At 43.2% G+C, this 15,278-nt stretch carries 15 protein-coding genes; 9 read left to right on the forward strand and 6 right to left on the reverse strand.

The features are described from left to right. Positions 1–9 precede the first annotated feature (9 nt). The 5 genes from rng to M1F26_RS15595 all read right to left on the reverse strand — a co-directional run bounded on the left by rng (position 10) and on the right by M1F26_RS15595 (position 4,729). Complete coding sequence (gene rng, locus M1F26_RS15575; RefSeq protein ID WP_004908223.1) at positions 10–1,479, reverse strand: ribonuclease G; 1,470 nt, start codon at positions 1,477–1,479, stop codon at positions 10–12. Continuing rightward, entirely contained in the window at positions 1,476–2,063 is a 588-nt protein-coding gene (locus M1F26_RS15580; protein ID WP_140171498.1) for a Maf family protein, read from the reverse strand. The genes rng and M1F26_RS15580 overlap by 4 nt, the downstream gene beginning before the upstream one ends. 35 nt (positions 2,064–2,098) lie before the next feature. Beyond that, positions 2,099–2,587, reverse strand: a complete 489-nt coding sequence (mreD, locus tag M1F26_RS15585; RefSeq protein WP_004258382.1) for a rod shape-determining protein MreD — start codon at positions 2,585–2,587, stop codon at positions 2,099–2,101. A 44-nt stretch (positions 2,588–2,631) separates the two neighbouring features. Next, positions 2,632–3,600, reverse strand: coding sequence for a rod shape-determining protein MreC (gene mreC, locus M1F26_RS15590; RefSeq protein ID WP_109911672.1), 969 nt, complete (start codon positions 3,598–3,600; stop codon positions 2,632–2,634). A gap of 85 nt (positions 3,601–3,685) precedes the next feature. Next, positions 3,686–4,729, reverse strand: a complete 1,044-nt coding sequence (locus tag M1F26_RS15595; RefSeq protein WP_004908213.1) for a rod shape-determining protein — start codon at positions 4,727–4,729, stop codon at positions 3,686–3,688. Positions 4,730–5,334: 605 nt separating this feature from the next. Between M1F26_RS15595 and M1F26_RS15600 the strand changes: the two genes are divergently transcribed. The 9 genes from M1F26_RS15600 to fis all read left to right on the forward strand — a co-directional run bounded on the left by M1F26_RS15600 (position 5,335) and on the right by fis (position 13,418). Then, positions 5,335–6,315 carry an oxidoreductase gene (locus tag M1F26_RS15600; protein WP_140171497.1) on the forward strand — a complete coding sequence of 327 codons (981 nt, stop codon included), beginning with the start codon at positions 5,335–5,337 and terminating at the stop codon, positions 6,313–6,315. A 235-nt stretch (positions 6,316–6,550) separates the two neighbouring features. Continuing rightward, positions 6,551–7,015 (forward strand): type II 3-dehydroquinate dehydratase, encoded by a 465-nt coding sequence (gene aroQ / locus M1F26_RS15605; RefSeq protein WP_004258402.1) that lies wholly within the window; start codon positions 6,551–6,553, stop codon positions 7,013–7,015. Between the two features lie 18 nt (positions 7,016–7,033). After that, entirely contained in the window at positions 7,034–7,504 is a 471-nt protein-coding gene (gene accB, locus M1F26_RS15610; protein ID WP_004258405.1) for an acetyl-CoA carboxylase biotin carboxyl carrier protein, read from the forward strand. A 12-nt stretch (positions 7,505–7,516) separates the two neighbouring features. Further along, the gene (accC, locus tag M1F26_RS15615; RefSeq protein ID WP_140171496.1) at positions 7,517–8,863 is read left to right on the forward strand and encodes an acetyl-CoA carboxylase biotin carboxylase subunit; all 1,347 of its coding nucleotides are present in this window, start codon (positions 7,517–7,519) and stop codon (positions 8,861–8,863) included. 174 nt (positions 8,864–9,037) lie between these two features. Beyond that, positions 9,038–9,280: a DUF997 family protein gene (locus M1F26_RS15620; RefSeq protein ID WP_140171495.1), complete on the forward strand. Its 243-nt coding sequence runs from the start codon at positions 9,038–9,040 to the stop codon at positions 9,278–9,280. Then, complete coding sequence (gene panF, locus M1F26_RS15625; RefSeq protein WP_036958029.1) at positions 9,270–10,730, forward strand: sodium/pantothenate symporter; 1,461 nt, start codon at positions 9,270–9,272, stop codon at positions 10,728–10,730. The genes M1F26_RS15620 and panF overlap by 11 nt, the downstream gene beginning before the upstream one ends. A 198-nt stretch (positions 10,731–10,928) precedes the next feature. After that, entirely contained in the window at positions 10,929–11,813 is an 885-nt protein-coding gene (gene prmA / locus M1F26_RS15630) for a 50S ribosomal protein L11 methyltransferase (RefSeq protein WP_140171686.1), read from the forward strand. A 317-nt stretch (positions 11,814–12,130) separates the two neighbouring features. Further along, positions 12,131–13,114: a tRNA dihydrouridine synthase DusB gene (dusB, locus tag M1F26_RS15635; RefSeq protein WP_004258432.1), complete on the forward strand. Its 984-nt coding sequence runs from the start codon at positions 12,131–12,133 to the stop codon at positions 13,112–13,114. Between the two features lie 7 nt (positions 13,115–13,121). Continuing rightward, the gene (fis, locus tag M1F26_RS15640; protein WP_004258438.1) at positions 13,122–13,418 is read left to right on the forward strand and encodes a DNA-binding transcriptional regulator Fis; all 297 of its coding nucleotides are present in this window, start codon (positions 13,122–13,124) and stop codon (positions 13,416–13,418) included. Between the two features lie 79 nt (positions 13,419–13,497). Here the strand turns inward: fis and M1F26_RS15645 are convergent, their stop codons facing one another. After that, positions 13,498–15,054: a methyl-accepting chemotaxis protein gene (locus M1F26_RS15645; RefSeq protein ID WP_140171473.1), complete on the reverse strand. Its 1,557-nt coding sequence runs from the start codon at positions 15,052–15,054 to the stop codon at positions 13,498–13,500. Positions 15,055–15,278: the final 224 nt, after the last annotated feature.

The following is a 15,278-nucleotide window of genomic DNA, read 5'->3' on the forward strand; positions in this document are numbered from 1 at the left end:
ATCTCCTTATTACATCATTACGACGTCAAAACGTTCCTGACTGTAAAGAGGTTCAGTCTGAACTTTAACTTGCTTCCCAACAAAGATTTCAACTTCTGCAAGGGCATGTGATTCATCCCCTTTAAGGACATCAACCACCGCTTGGGATGCATAAACTAAGAACCTATCTGCATCGATAGTCCGGTGAACGCGAACTATTTCACGTAAAATTTCATAACAAACTGTTTCTACTGACTTAACGGTTCCACGCCCTTGGCAAGTTGGGCAGTCATCGCATAACACATGTTCTAGGCTTTCTCTTGTGCGCTTACGCGTCATTTCAACTAAACCCAGTTGCGAAAAACCATTAATGGTGGTTTTGACTTTATCTTTGCTCAATGCCTGTTCTAATGATGCTAGCACACGCCGACGATGTTCAGGGTCAACCATGTCGATGAAGTCAATAATAATAATACCGCCTAAGTTACGTAAACGCAGTTGCCTTGCTATCGCTTGAGTCGCCTCGATATTAGTATTGAAGATGGTTTCTTCAAGATTACGATGGCCAACAAATGCCCCAGTATTGATATCAATCGTCGTCATGGCTTCAGTTTGGTCGATAATCAAATAACCACCTGATTTTAGCTCCACTTTTCGATCCATGGCTCGCTGAATTTCGTTTTCAACGTCAAACAAGTCAAATATTGGCTGATTACCTTGATAAAGTTCGAGCTTAGCCGTCATTTCTGGTACATACTCTTCGATAAACTCTTGCAATTGAGTATAGGTCAAACGGGAGTCAACACGAATACGATCAAGATGAGCACCTGCAAAATCACGGATAATGCGGTAAGCAAGCGCTAATTCACCATAGATTTTTGTGCGAGTCACATTACGTTTTTTTCGTTCAATCACTTTCGCCCACAGGCGCTTTAAGAAGGCCGCATCCTGTTTAACTTCCTCTTCCCCGACCCCTTCTGCTGCCGTACGGATGATAAAACCACCATTTTCATCACAATACTGTGAAACACACTCTTTTAGGCGTTCTCTTTCAACTTCACTTTCAATGCGTTGAGAAACGCCTACATGGGAAGCTCCTGGCATAAAGACCAAATAGCGAGAAGGGAGAGTTATATCTGTAGTAAGGCGAGCGCCTTTGGTGCCAAGGGGGTCCTTGACGACTTGAACGATTAAATCTTGTCCTTGCTTAACGAGCTCAGCAATATCCCTGACATGAAAGTTTTTTTGTTCGTCACCCGCAATGCATTCCGTATGGGGCATAATATCCGAAGCATGCAAAAAGGCCGCTTTATCTAGACCAATATCAACAAAGGCCGCCTGCATCCCCGGTAAGACACGGCTCACGCGGCCTTTGTAAATATTCCCTACTAATCCTCTTTTTGCTTCTCGCTCAACATGAATTTCTTGTAATATCCCACCATCAATATAAGCAACGCGCGTTTCAGATGGTGTAATGTTCACTAATAGTTCCGCAGTCATGACTTCCCCTTACCATCACTTAACGCTAAAAATCGCTGAATTAGCTCGTCTGTTTCAACCAGTGGTAAACCAACAACCCCATGGTAGCTGCCATTAATTTTACGTATAAAACGCCCACCAATGCCTTGAATTCCATAAGCGCCAGCCTTATCCATTGGCTCTCCTGACTGTATATAATCCCGTATTTCGAGTAAAGATAACTCGCGGAATGTCACATCTGTCACAATTAGTGACTGCATTGTCTGTTGACGGTTGGATAAGGCAATAGCCGTCATCACTTGATGGGTTTTTCCTGATAATGCACTTAGCATCTCTTCTGCGTGCTGATTATCTCGCGGTTTTTCTAAAATTTCCCCTGCGAGAACAACGATTGTATCTGCGCCCAAAACCGGTTGATTATCGGGTGCAATCGCAACACCGGCTAAAGATTTATCTCGTGCAAGACGTTGAACATAGTCTTGAGGCAACTCCCCCTCCTGCCACTGTTCTTCTACCTCTGGACGTAAAACCTCAAAGGTATAATTAAGTTGCTGAACAAGTTCACGTCGACGGGGGGAGCCGGACGCAAGATAAATTAAACACATAAACTGTATTCCCAGTCAGACCGACAACTAACACCCTAACATACTGAAAATTGCCGACGAATTTTACGTAAAAGTAAAAAGAGCCATGGCCATAGAATACCATTCACTAAGCTATTCCAAAATACTTGCGGGTGGAATAATACTTGTGATGATAGAAATTCAGCCCAAAAAACAGCAAGATCTTGAATGATAGTGAGTAACATAATCACCAGAGCTTGCTGCCACAACGCCATATTACGCAACAATTGGTGTTTATAAGAGACGAGATAGCAAATAATGCTAAAAGAAAGAGCATGCACTCCCAGTGCAGAGCCCTGAATGGAATCTACGATAATCCCTAAAATAAAACTCGTACCAACACTCACTCGGTGTGGTAATGCCATCACCCAATAAGTGAGAATCAACAGAAGCCATGATGGCCGGTAAAAACTGAGTTGTTCCGGCCAAGGCATGACTTGTAAAATCAACGCAATAAAAAACGATAACCAAATGATGGCACGGCCATTTCCGCGATACTCATCCATGCTAATTTACTCTCTTGCCCATAACCATACTGTGTTTCCTCTACTTATGGTTGTGACGTCGGAGCCATTGATGGTGGCAATGGAGGCCCCTGAATTTCATTCGGATTAGGTAACACTTGCGGCAATACTTTCATTAATCGTTCATTTGCTGCACGATAAACTTCCGAAGGCTGTAGTGGCGTTTTGGGGTCGTTATCATTTCCCCATAATAACAGAAGGTAACGTAAACGCTGCAATTCGGCGCTCGGCTTCGCGCTAATGATGGTATACGCTCGTTGTGTGTCGTGTTTTACGGCAGAGACCACCCCTACTGGATAACCTTCAGGGAAACGCCCCCCTAGCCCTGACGTGACAAGGACGTCACCAACACGAATATCGGTATTTTCAGGTAACGGTTCTAATTGGATATCATCAGCACATCCAGAACCGGCTGCAATCACACGAACATCATTACGTAATACTTGCACAGGCAATGCATGGGTAGTGTCACAAATTAGCAGGACACGGCTATTAAAATTACTTACCCCAACCACTTGGCCAACAACACCTTTATCACTAATAACAGGCTGCCCTTCATAAACGCCTTCATTACTGCCTTTATCTATAACCACTTGGTCACGATATGGCGTATTCGCGCCTGAAATAACTTGCGTTACCATCATGTGTTCATCTTGGCGAAGTGGTGAGCCAAGTAACTCCCTTAAGCGTGCATTTTCCTGCTTAAGTTGCTCTAAAAGCAAGTTGTCCGCTTTTTTCAGTAATAGCTCTTGTCGTAAGGCTTTGTTTTCGAATTGCAGTTGTTCTCTTGAAGAGAAACTTTCCGAAATATTATCTAGAAATTGGCGTGGGCCATTCGCTAAAAAATAGAATGGGCTAACCGCCGTGTCTAAGTAGTTACGGACTTTATTGAAAGGCTCAAAACGATGGTCAATCACCACCAGTACAAGTGCAATGATTACCGCAAAAAATATGCGTAACTGTAGGGATGGACCTCGCCTAAAAATTGGCTTCATGTGTGGCTAAGTTTCGCTAATGTCAGAGGAACAAAAAATAGTCAAAACAGTTGGAGAACCTCCCCAACCGTTTCTAAAAGGCCATTTAGTCTTCGCTAAACAGGTCGCCACCGTGCATATCAATCATTTCTAACGCTTTACCGCCGCCACGCGCGACACAAGTTAGTGGATCTTCTGCAACAATAACCGGGATACCCGTTTCTTCCATCAATAAGCGATCTAAATTACGAAGAAGCGCGCCACCACCCGTTAAGACCATACCGCGTTCTGAGATATCTGAGGCCAGTTCAGGAGGACACTGTTCAAGTGCTAGCATTACCGCACTGACAATTCCTGTCAGAGGTTCTTGCAATGCTTCTAAAATTTCATTGGAATTCATTTTAAATCCGCGAGGCACACCTTCTGCAAGGTTACGACCGCGAACTTCAATCTCGTAAACTTCATCGGTTGGGAAAGCAGAACCAATTCCATGTTTGATGCGTTCTGCTGTCGCTTCACCTATCAGCGAGCCGTAATTACGACGTACATAGTTAATGATAGACTCATCGAAACGGTCACCACCAATACGTACCGAAGAAGAGTAAACAACGCCATTTAAAGAAATAACAGCGACTTCTGTCGTACCACCACCAATATCAACAACCATTGAGCCTGTAGCTTCTGATACAGGTAACCCAGCACCAATAGCTGCAGCCATCGGCTCTTCAATTAAGAAGACTTCACGCGCACCCGCACTTAGCGCGGACTCACGAATGGCTTTACGCTCAACTTGTGTTGCACCAACAGGCACACAAACAAGGACTCGCGGACTAGGGCGTAAAAAACTGTTGCTATGAACTTGTTTGATGAAGTGCTGTAACATTTTTTCAGTCAAGAAAAAGTCAGCGATAACACCGTCTTTCATTGGCCTGATTGCCGAAATATTGCCTGGTGTACGTCCCAGCATCTGCTTCGCTTCACCACCGACTGCAGCAACGCTTTTTGGCGATCCAGAGCGGTCTTGACGAATAGCAACTACAGAGGGTTCATTTAATTTTACGCCTTGTCCTTTGACATAAATAAGGGTATTGGCCGTACCCAAGTCAATAGACAGGTCATTAGAAAACATGCCACGAAATTTTTTAAACATAACGAAAGAGTTATCCTGCAAGCTGGGGACGAATTTAAACCCGTCTACTCTACCAACCACTTGAAGCTGCCTCAAGGCGTTAATGAGCTGCTTCTATAAATATGGTTAATTCATCTATTTTTCACGTACCGTACTGTACATGCTTCTTATGTAAACGAAGCAGATAAAAACCCCAAAAATAGATATTAATTGTATTCTTTACCTACAGGATAAAATTATACAGAAAAACATCTACTCTTTGGTTGTTATATACTCCATCTTTTTCTTCCCAGTGTGACAAGTTATTGGGGCAACAAGTTCAAATATTATTTAGTTCTTTTTATTATTGCTACACACTGGCTATTTCCAATACAAATTGGGTGAATTCGCTGGGTGTTCGCTCTATTATCTACCAAAAACGCGGCAAATTTATGTCAATACGCAAAATGAATCCGTCGAGATGCGATATTTTGCATGATAAAAGCCTATTTATGCCAGAAAAAAATTATTTTTTACAAATTAATTACAATATTAATAGCTTAAACACTGTCACTACGTCAATGAATTACCCGCAAATTTTAGGCACTTTTAAAGTACATATTTAATCATTTTATTAGGAGTGAAAGATGAAAGCTCTCATCCTGCAACAATCGGAAGATAAAATTATCTCAGGCATTCAACCTCTAACGACAGAAATGCTCCCGGCCGGTGATATTATAGTCGATATTCATTGGTCCACACTCAATTATAAAGATGGGTTAGCCATTTGTGGAAAGGCGGGAGTTGTTCGCCAATATCCGATGGTACCTGGTATCGATTTTTCAGGCGTGATCCACCACAGTGAAGACCCACGCTTCCAAGTTGGCCAACATGTGCTACTGACTGGATGGGGGGTGGGTGAAACGCATTGGGGCGGGTTAGCCTCTCAAGCAAGAGTCCCCGCAAAGTATTTAACCCCTCTTCCAGAAAATTTGTCCTTAAAACAAGCAATGGTTATTGGCACCGCCGGCTTTACAGCAATGCTTTGCGTAAATGCCCTAGAAGAAGCTGGTGTGACTCCTGATAAAGGCGAAGTCATCGTAAGTGGTGCAAGCGGTGGTGTAGGTAGTACTGCCGTGCAATTACTCTCTTTATTAGGTTATGAGGTTGTCGCGATTTCAGGTCGTGAAGAAAACAGCAGCTACCTGCAAAGTTTAGGTGCCAAGAGGGTATTACCTCGTAGTGATTTCACTCATCCTGCTAAACCATTAGACAAACAGTTGTGGGCGGGTGCGATTGATACAGTAGGTGGTGAATTACTCGCTAATCTTCTTGCGCAAACACACTATAATGGGACTGTTGCCGCCTGCGGCTTAGCGGGTGGCTTCGACTTACCAACCAGTGTCATGCCATTTATTTTACGTAATGTCCGCCTACAAGGTGTAGATTCGGTTTACTACCCTGCCGCAAATCGCCCTAAAGTATGGCAACGACTCGCGGAACTTCTACCTCCGTCTTTCTATGAGCAAGTCAGCAATGAGATTAAATTAGAAGATTCTGTCGAATATGCAAAAAAACTCTTAAAAAATGAAGTGACTGGGCGTACGCTAGTTAACCTGCGAGGTTAGTCACCAATTTATTGCGGTACTTTCGCCTAAATAGGGATTACCGCACATTTTCTAAAATAAATTCGGGTATTTTCTCTGATAAGACCAGTATTTTGCTGCTATATGTCACGAAATAATTATAATGACGAACCTTGTCAGTAGAAAATCCATTTATTTTTATGATAAAAGATGACAAACGCTTAGCATCGCGTTATGTTGTCGGGCTATTGATAATATCGTCGGAGTTAGCAGCATAATGGCAGAAGATATTCACATTTTACTCTTGAATGGGCCAAACCTAAACCTGCTAGGTACACGGGAACCCGATAAATACGGCAACCAAACTCTTGCCGATATCGTATCCAAGCTGGAGTCAGAGGCTAGCCAGTTAGGGGTAAAATTGAGTCATTTTCAGTCAAACGCAGAATTTGAACTCATCGATAAAATTCATGCTGCACGTCATGATGTTGATTTTATTCTCATCAATCCGGCTGCATTCACACATACCAGTGTTGCACTACGTGATGCATTACTCGCGGTGAGTATCCCGTTTATCGAGATCCACTTGTCTAATGTGCACGCTAGGGAATCATTTCGCCAACATTCTTATTTCTCCGATAAAGCAATCGGTGTAATTTGTGGTCTAGGTGCTGATGGTTATAGTTTTGCTTTACAGGCAGCGGTTAACCGTCTGCGCCTAATTAATTCAATCCAAATATAAGAGTACGGAATCATATCCATGGATATTCGTAAAATTAAAAAGCTGATCGAGCTGGTCGAAGAGTCTGGCATTTCTGAACTGGAAATTTCTGAAGGTGAAGAGTCAGTACGTATCAGCCGCGTTTCACCTGCTTCCCAGGTTATGGCTGCACCTCAACAATATTACTCAGCACCGGTTGCACAACAACCTGCTTTGGCTAATGCGGTTGCACCATCTGAAGCTATGGTAGCGCCAGCTGCACCTGCTGCAGTTGCAGGTCATCAGGTTCGCTCACCAATGGTCGGTACTTTCTACCGCGCGCCAAGCCCTGAAGCGAAACCATTCGTTGAGATTGGTCAAACGGTCAGCGTTGGTGACCCACTTTGCATCGTTGAAGCGATGAAAATGATGAACCAAATCGAAGCAGATAAAGCAGGCGTTGTTAAAGCCATTCTGTTGCAAAACGGTGATGCAGTAGAATTTGACGAGCCATTAGTTGTCATCGAATAACGAGGCGTTTCCATGCTGGAAAAAATTGTTATTGCTAACCGCGGAGAAATCGCATTACGTATTTTGCGTGCCTGTAAAGAACTCGGCATCAAAACAGTAGCGGTTCACTCTACGGCAGATAGCGATCTAAAACACGTGTTACTGGCTGATGAAACAATTTGTATCGGCCCAGCAGCATCAGCGAAAAGTTACTTAAATATCCCTGCGATTATTTCCGCAGCGGAGATTTCAGGTGCTCAAGCGATTCACCCAGGATATGGTTTCTTGGCTGAAAACGCAGATTTTGCAGAACAAGTTGAAAACTCTGGTTTTGTTTTTATCGGTCCAAAAGCTGAAACCATCCGCCTAATGGGTGATAAAGTTTCTGCAATTAACGCGATGAAAAAAGCCGGTGTACCTTGTGTTCCGGGTTCTGATGGCCCATTAGGGAACGACACTGAAAAAAATAAAGCCATCGCAAAACGTATCGGCTTCCCTGTCATCATCAAAGCATCTGGTGGTGGTGGTGGTCGTGGTATGCGTGTGGTACGCAATGAAAAAGATTTAGAATCTTCGATCAACCTGACACGTGCTGAAGCGAAATCCGCTTTTAATAATGATATGGTTTACATGGAAAAATTCCTTGAAAACCCACGTCATATTGAAATTCAAGTCATGGCTGATGGCCAAGGCCATGCGGTTTACTTGGCTGAGCGTGACTGTTCAATGCAACGTCGCCACCAAAAAGTGGTTGAAGAAGCACCAGCACCGGGTATTACACCTGAAATTCGCCGTAATATCGGTGAGCGCTGCGCTAATGCGTGTATTGAAATCGGTTATCGTGGTGCAGGTACCTTTGAGTTCTTGTTCGAAAACGGTGAGTTCTACTTCATTGAAATGAATACCCGTATTCAAGTTGAACACCCAGTAACTGAAATGATCACTGGTGTAGACTTGATTAAAGAGCAACTGCGTGTTGCCTCTGGGTTACCATTATCTGTGAAGCAAGAAGACATCGTGGTGCATGGCCATGCTGTTGAGTGCCGTATCAACGCAGAAGACCCAAAAACCTTTATCCCTAGCCCAGGTAAAATCACCCGTTTCCACTCACCTGGTGGTTTTGGCGTACGTTGGGAATCTCATATTTACGCAGGCTACACTGTACCTCCGTATTATGACTCAATGATTGGTAAATTAATTACCTATGGTGAAACTCGTGAAATCGCTATTTCTCGTATGAAAAATGCGTTAAACGAATTAATCGTCGATGGTATTAAAACCAATATTGAATTGCACCAAATGATTATGAACGATGAAAACTTCCAAAAAGGTGGAACTAATATCCACTATTTAGAGAAAAAACTGGGTATTGCTGAATAAGTCAGCGATAACCTGTTTAACTTATCGTCAATCGATACCGTAACGCCCTGCGTTGCGGTATTTTTTTGTGTTAAATACGCTTTAGTGCACTTTTCTTCTGGTATTTTTCACACTCAGTCCACAGATTATCGTACAATTGCTGATTATTTTTATGGGAATGAAGGGGAATAACGGGTGGATAAACGTTTTCTTCAATCAAATAAAGAAGCGCGCTGGTCATTTTATTTGACTATCGCCTATCTGGTCGGCTGGGTTATTAGTGTCTACCTACCGGACAACACGCTTGGAATTACAGGGCTACCACTGTGGTTTGAATGGTCTTGTCTCATCTTACCCATCATTTTTATTTTGCTCTGCATTATGATGGTTAAACTGATTTTTAAAGACATCTCTTTGGAGGAGAATGATGCAGATTGAAGTTCTCCTGCCTCTCGTCGGCTACCTAGCTCTCGTCTTTTTGCTATCCATTTATGCATATAAAAAACGAACAAAAGGCGAGTTTTTAAATGAATACTTTTTAGGTAATCGTTCAATGGGCGGCTTTGTCCTTGCGATGACCATCACAGCAACCTATATCAGTGCGAGTTCTTTTATTGGAGGACCGGGAGCTGCCTATAAATATGGCCTAGGTTGGGTGCTATTGGCGATGATCCAACTCCCCGCGATTTGGCTTTCCCTCGGCGTGCTAGGTAAAAAATTTGCTATTTTGGCGCGTCGCTATAATGCCGTTACACTCAACGATATGCTGTATGCACGCTACCAAAGTCGGTTTTTAGTGTGGTTTGCCAGTGTTAGCCTACTCATTGCCTTTTTTGGCGCGATGACAGTGCAATTTATTGGTGGTGCGCGCTTATTAGAAACAGCAGCAGGTATTCCATATACTTACGGGTTAATAATTTTTGGGGTATCTATCGCACTCTATACCGCAATTGGTGGGTTTAGAGCCAGCGTCCTGAATGACGCACTGCAAGGCCTAGTGATGCTTTTAGGTACGGTGATCCTGCTGGTTGCAATTATTTACCATGCAGGTGGTTTACCCGCAGCCATAGAAAAAATGCATACCATAGACCCAAAATTGGTTTCGCCTGAAGGTGCAGATGATATTTTAAGCGGGCCATTTTTAGCTTCGTTTTGGGTTTTAGTCTGTTTTGGGGTGATTGGTTTACCTCATACTGCGGTACGTTGTATTTCATATAAAGACAGTAAAGCAGTTCATCGAGGTATTATTTTGGGAACCATCGTCATGGCGATACTGATGTTTGGTATGCACTTTGCGGGAGCTCTCGGTCGTGCAATTTTACCTGACCTCACAATCCCAGACCAAGTGATCCCTACTTTGATGGTACAAGTTCTACCACCATTTGCAGCGGGAATTTTCTTAGCGGCACCGATGGCCGCAATTATGTCAACGATCAACGCACAACTACTACAGTCCTCGGCAACCATCGTAAAAGATATCTATCTGAATACCATGCCAACACAAATCAAAAATGAAAAGCGTCTTGCACGGATCTCTAGCCTTTCCACTTTGGTCTTAGGTGCATTGCTTTTAGTTGCAGCATGGAACCCACCTCAGATGATTATCTGGCTGAATTTACTGGCTTTTGGTGGTTTAGAAGCTGTTTTCTTGTGGCCATTAGTCCTCGGGCTCTACTGGGAAAAAGCCAATGGAACAGGTGCTATCAGTGGTATGGTCATCGGAGGCGTCAGTTATGCCATATTGGCAAGTTTTAAAATTGAAATCATGGGCTTTCACGCTATCGTCCCATCACTGATTTTTAGTCTTATTGCCTTCCTTCTAGGTAATCTTTTTGGCAAAAATCCAGTACAATCACCAGCAAACGAACAGGTAACTAGCACTCACTGATTCCTATCTACTGATAGGTGAATTTGGCGTTACCTAATGTAAATGAACAAATGCAATGCTCTAGATAATTCGCGTCATAGATAGGCGGCAAACGAGCTAATCCCTAGGAGCATACACCAGTATGTGACTAGGGTTAGTGAGCGCAGCCAACAACGCTATGGCGTGAAGAATGACGAGCATTTTAGAAGAGAAAAAACAATGCCTTGGATACAAATCAAAATAAACTCAACCGCAAAAGATGCCGAAGCCCTTGGCGATGAGTTAATCGAAAGCGGTGCGGTGTCTGTCACCTTTCAAGACAGCCACGATACTCCTGTTTTTGAGCCGCTTCCGGGGGAAACGCGCCTTTGGGGTGACACCGATGTTATCGGTCTATATGACGCAGAAACCGACATGAAATTTGTCGTCGCTCAACTAGAAAATAGCCCGATATTGAGTCCAGGTTTTATCCATAAAATCGAACAATTAGAAGACAAAGATTGGGAAAGAGAATGGATGGATAACTTTCATCCGATGCGCTTTGGGGAACGCTTGTGGATCTGCCCAAGTTGGCGCGATGTGCCCGATCCAACGGCAGTCAATGTAATGTTAGATCCTGGCCTCGCTTTTGGTACTGGCACACATCCAACCACCTCATTGTGCCTGCAATGGTTAGATGGCCTTGATCTAGAAGGTAAAACTGTGATCGATTTTGGTTGCGGATCTGGGATTTTAGCGATCGCCGCATTAAAATTAGGTGCCGCTCATGCGATCGGGATCGACATCGACCCTCAAGCTATCACTGCAAGCCGCGATAATGCGCAACGTAACGGTGTTTCAGAGCGTTTATCCCTATACCTACCAAAAGACCAGCCTAATGACTTACAAGCTGATGTCGTGGTTGCTAACATCCTTGCAGGCCCATTGCGTGAGCTCGCCCCTATGATTAGCGTGCTACCCCACCCAGGTGGGTTATTAGGTCTTTCTGGCGTGCTCGCCACTCAAGCAGAAGGAGTGGCTGACGCTTATCGTTCAACTTTTGAAATCGACCCTGTTGCTGAAAAAGAAGAATGGTGCAGGATTACGGGTGTCAAGCATTTTTAATGAGTTTTTTTATTAAAATTAGAGAATAATTTCTTTGAAAACAACGCCAGAATAGATTATCTTATAGCTCAAATATTGCTCAATAGCTGGCGATAATCTGTTCTGCACGAGATTTGAACAGCACAACAGTTATTTTAATAAATCGTTATAATATCTAATTAACTATTTGTTAAATATAACTAATTTTATAATTGCAGAGATGCAAGATAAAAAAATTAGTGATAAATAACCGTTTGCTCAAAGTTTGTCCTTTCATATCTCGTAAAAAATGCGTAATATACGCGCCCTTGCAGTCACAGTATGGCCCCCATTTAGTTATGCGAATCGGACAATATCAGTTGAGAAACTGTCTTATTGCTGCCCCCATGGCAGGCATTACAGATAAACCGTTTAGGTCGCTCTGTTATGACATGGGTGCTGGGATGACAGTATCAGAGATGCTTTCTTCTAATCCTCAAGTTTGGAAGACCGACAAATCTAGACTCAGAATGGTTCATCGCGATGAACTTGGGGTTCGTTCCGTGCAAATAGCTGGCAATGATCCCGATGAAATGGCTGCCGCGGCTCAAATCAACGTTGAGAGTGGCGCTCAAATCATCGATATCAACATGGGCTGTCCAGCTAAAAAAGTGAATCGTAAGCTTGCAGGCTCTGCACTACTACGCTATCCAGACATCGTTAAATCGATTCTTGAAGGTGTCGTCAAAGCAGTGGATGTGCCTGTCACCCTTAAGATCCGCACAGGCTGGTCACCTGAAGAGCGAAACTGCATAGAGATTGCCAAATTGGCCGAAGATTGCGGCATTCAAGCTCTCACTATTCATGGCAGAACTAGAGCCTGTCTGTTTAATGGGGAAGCTGAATATGACAATATTCGGGCAGTTAAGCAGACTGTTACCATTCCGGTTATTGCCAATGGCGACATTACTGACCCGCTAAAAGCCAGAGCTGTTTTAGACTACACAGGGGCGGATGCCTTGATGGTAGGCAGAGCGGCTCAGGGAAGACCCTGGATCTTCCGGGAAATCCAGCATTATCTGGACACAGGTGAAATATTGCCACCAATGCCAATGGCAGAGGTAAAGCGTATTATGCTAGCGCATGTACAGGAATTGCACGACTTTTACGGTCAAGGCAAAGGAGCCCGTATAGCGCGCAAACATGTTTCTTGGTACTTAAAAGAACATGCACCTGATGACCAGTTTCGGCGCTCATTCAACACCATTGAGGATGCCAGCGAACAGCTGGAGGTGTTGGAAGCATTTTTTGAAAATTTTTGCGTAAATAAAGATAAGAGCTGACAGAACTATGTTCGAACAACGCGTAAATTCTGACGTACTAACCGTTGCTACTGTAAATTCACAAGATCAAGTAACTCAAAAACCGTTACGTGACTCAGTTAAGCAAGCACTGAAGAACTATTTTGCTCAATTAAATAATCAAGATGTTAATGATTTATATGAGCTGGTATTGGCTGAAGTAGAACAGCCTTTGTTGGACATGGTTATGCAATATACCCGTGGAAACCAGACCCGTGCAGCCCTGATGATGGGTATCAACCGCGGCACTCTGCGTAAGAAACTGAAAAAATACGGCATGAACTAATCCTAGTCGGTTAATGCAGTGTTTTTGTGAGCCCTCACTGTTATGCAGTGAGGGCTTTTTATTTGCAAAAAATAATGTGCTAGACCGTTTGTGTGGATAAATTAAACTGCTGAACCGCTTGTTGTAATTCTTGCGTTTGCCCCGCTAATGAACTAGCTGCAGTTGCCACTTGTTCAACTAAAGAGGCATTTTGCTGTGTAACGCCGTCCATCTGTGTAATCGCGACTCCAACTTGGGCTATTCCTTTGCTCTGCTCTTCTGAAGCCACGGTGATTTGCTCCATAATTGCTGTTACCTCATTAATTCCCTGTAAGATATTCTCCATCGTTTTTCCCATTTCATTCACCAAACCCGTTCCTTTCTGAACGCAAGCTCCTGAATCGGCAATTAGTCGTTCAATTTCCATCGCGGCTTCCGCACTGTGGCTCGCTAACTTGCGCACTTCCGCAGCGACTACCATAAAACCGCGTCCATGCACACCAGCACGAGCCGCTTCGATAGACGCATTGAGCGCTAAGATATTCGTTTGAAAACTAATATCGTTAATCATGTTGATAATATCTGCTATTTTTTGTGAGCTTTGGGAGATTTCAGTCATGGTCACGACAACAGAATCAACAATGCTATTCCCTTTATTAGCGACCACGAACGCTTCGCCTACTAATTGATTAGCTTGGTGTGTGTTTTCCATATTCAGTTGAACTGCAGCGGTAATTTCCTCCATACTAGCAGCCGTCTCCTCTAAAGCGGCGGCCTGCTCTTCTGTTCGAGATGAAAGATCGCTATTACCGTTTGAAATCTCACTTGCCCCCAGATAAATATTTTCACTTCCTTGTCGGATTGTATTGACCGATTCACTTAAATCTTTTCTCATCCCTTCAAGTATTGGAAATAATTTTCCTACACAGCTGTTTCCGAATGGCTGTACAGGATGGCTTAAATCCCCTTTCGCAATTTGAGTAAAATGTTGCCTCAGTAGCCCTAATGGTTTTTGCATCATATCTGCCATATAGCGATCCGTAAAAATGAGCATGAAGATCCCTAATATTGCAGTGACGATCATGACCACTTGTGTAATATCTATCACGCTATCAACATTCTGCCGAGTATGGCTGATCAATTCATCAGCCGTCTGATTAAATTGCTGAATTGAAGCGCCAAAAGCTCGGCTTAATGCAGGTGTTACATTATGGGCATGCGCTAAATATTTGTCCGAATCGTTGTCCATACTCAATGCGAGTTGAGGCGTGACGCCATCATCTAGCAGTGATTGCCAATTATTGATCACCAAATCTGATACTTCAGGATCCATCGGTCCAGGAGAAATCGACTTCATTTGCTCTAAATATTTCCCCATATTGGACATCGCTTCTTTTACAGGGGCATAATCCACATCTTTCCCTTGGCTTTTACTTTCCATGACTCGAGTTAGTCGTGTGACAAAACGAAAATACTGATCATTTCCTTGACTAAGGACGGTCATTTGTTGCACCAATTGCCTATCAATATCATTTCCATCAGCAATGCGTGATAATGACCAACCACTGTATACATTCGTTCCCCCCAAGATCAGACACAAAATACTTAATAATACGAAGACCACAGTGCGAATTGAGTAATTTCGAAGTTTCTGCATAGAATTTCTCTTTTGGTGGGATAATCTGACAATATTTAACTTTATCGGCGCTATAGAAAAATATTTTAATCCCTAGATTTGATTAATCAGCACTCGATATAGGTAAAAATACTTACATTTCAAGAGGGTTACTATTTGATTTTGGGAATCAGAGAAAATTAAAAATTTGAAATTAATTTGAGTAATTTGAAGTAGATCGCTAAATGAGAGCATCCAACCTGAGT

The sequence above is a fragment of the Providencia sp. PROV048 genome (genome assembly GCF_033688165.1).
Taxonomy (GTDB): Bacteria; Pseudomonadota; Gammaproteobacteria; order Enterobacterales; family Enterobacteriaceae; genus Providencia; species Providencia hangzhouensis.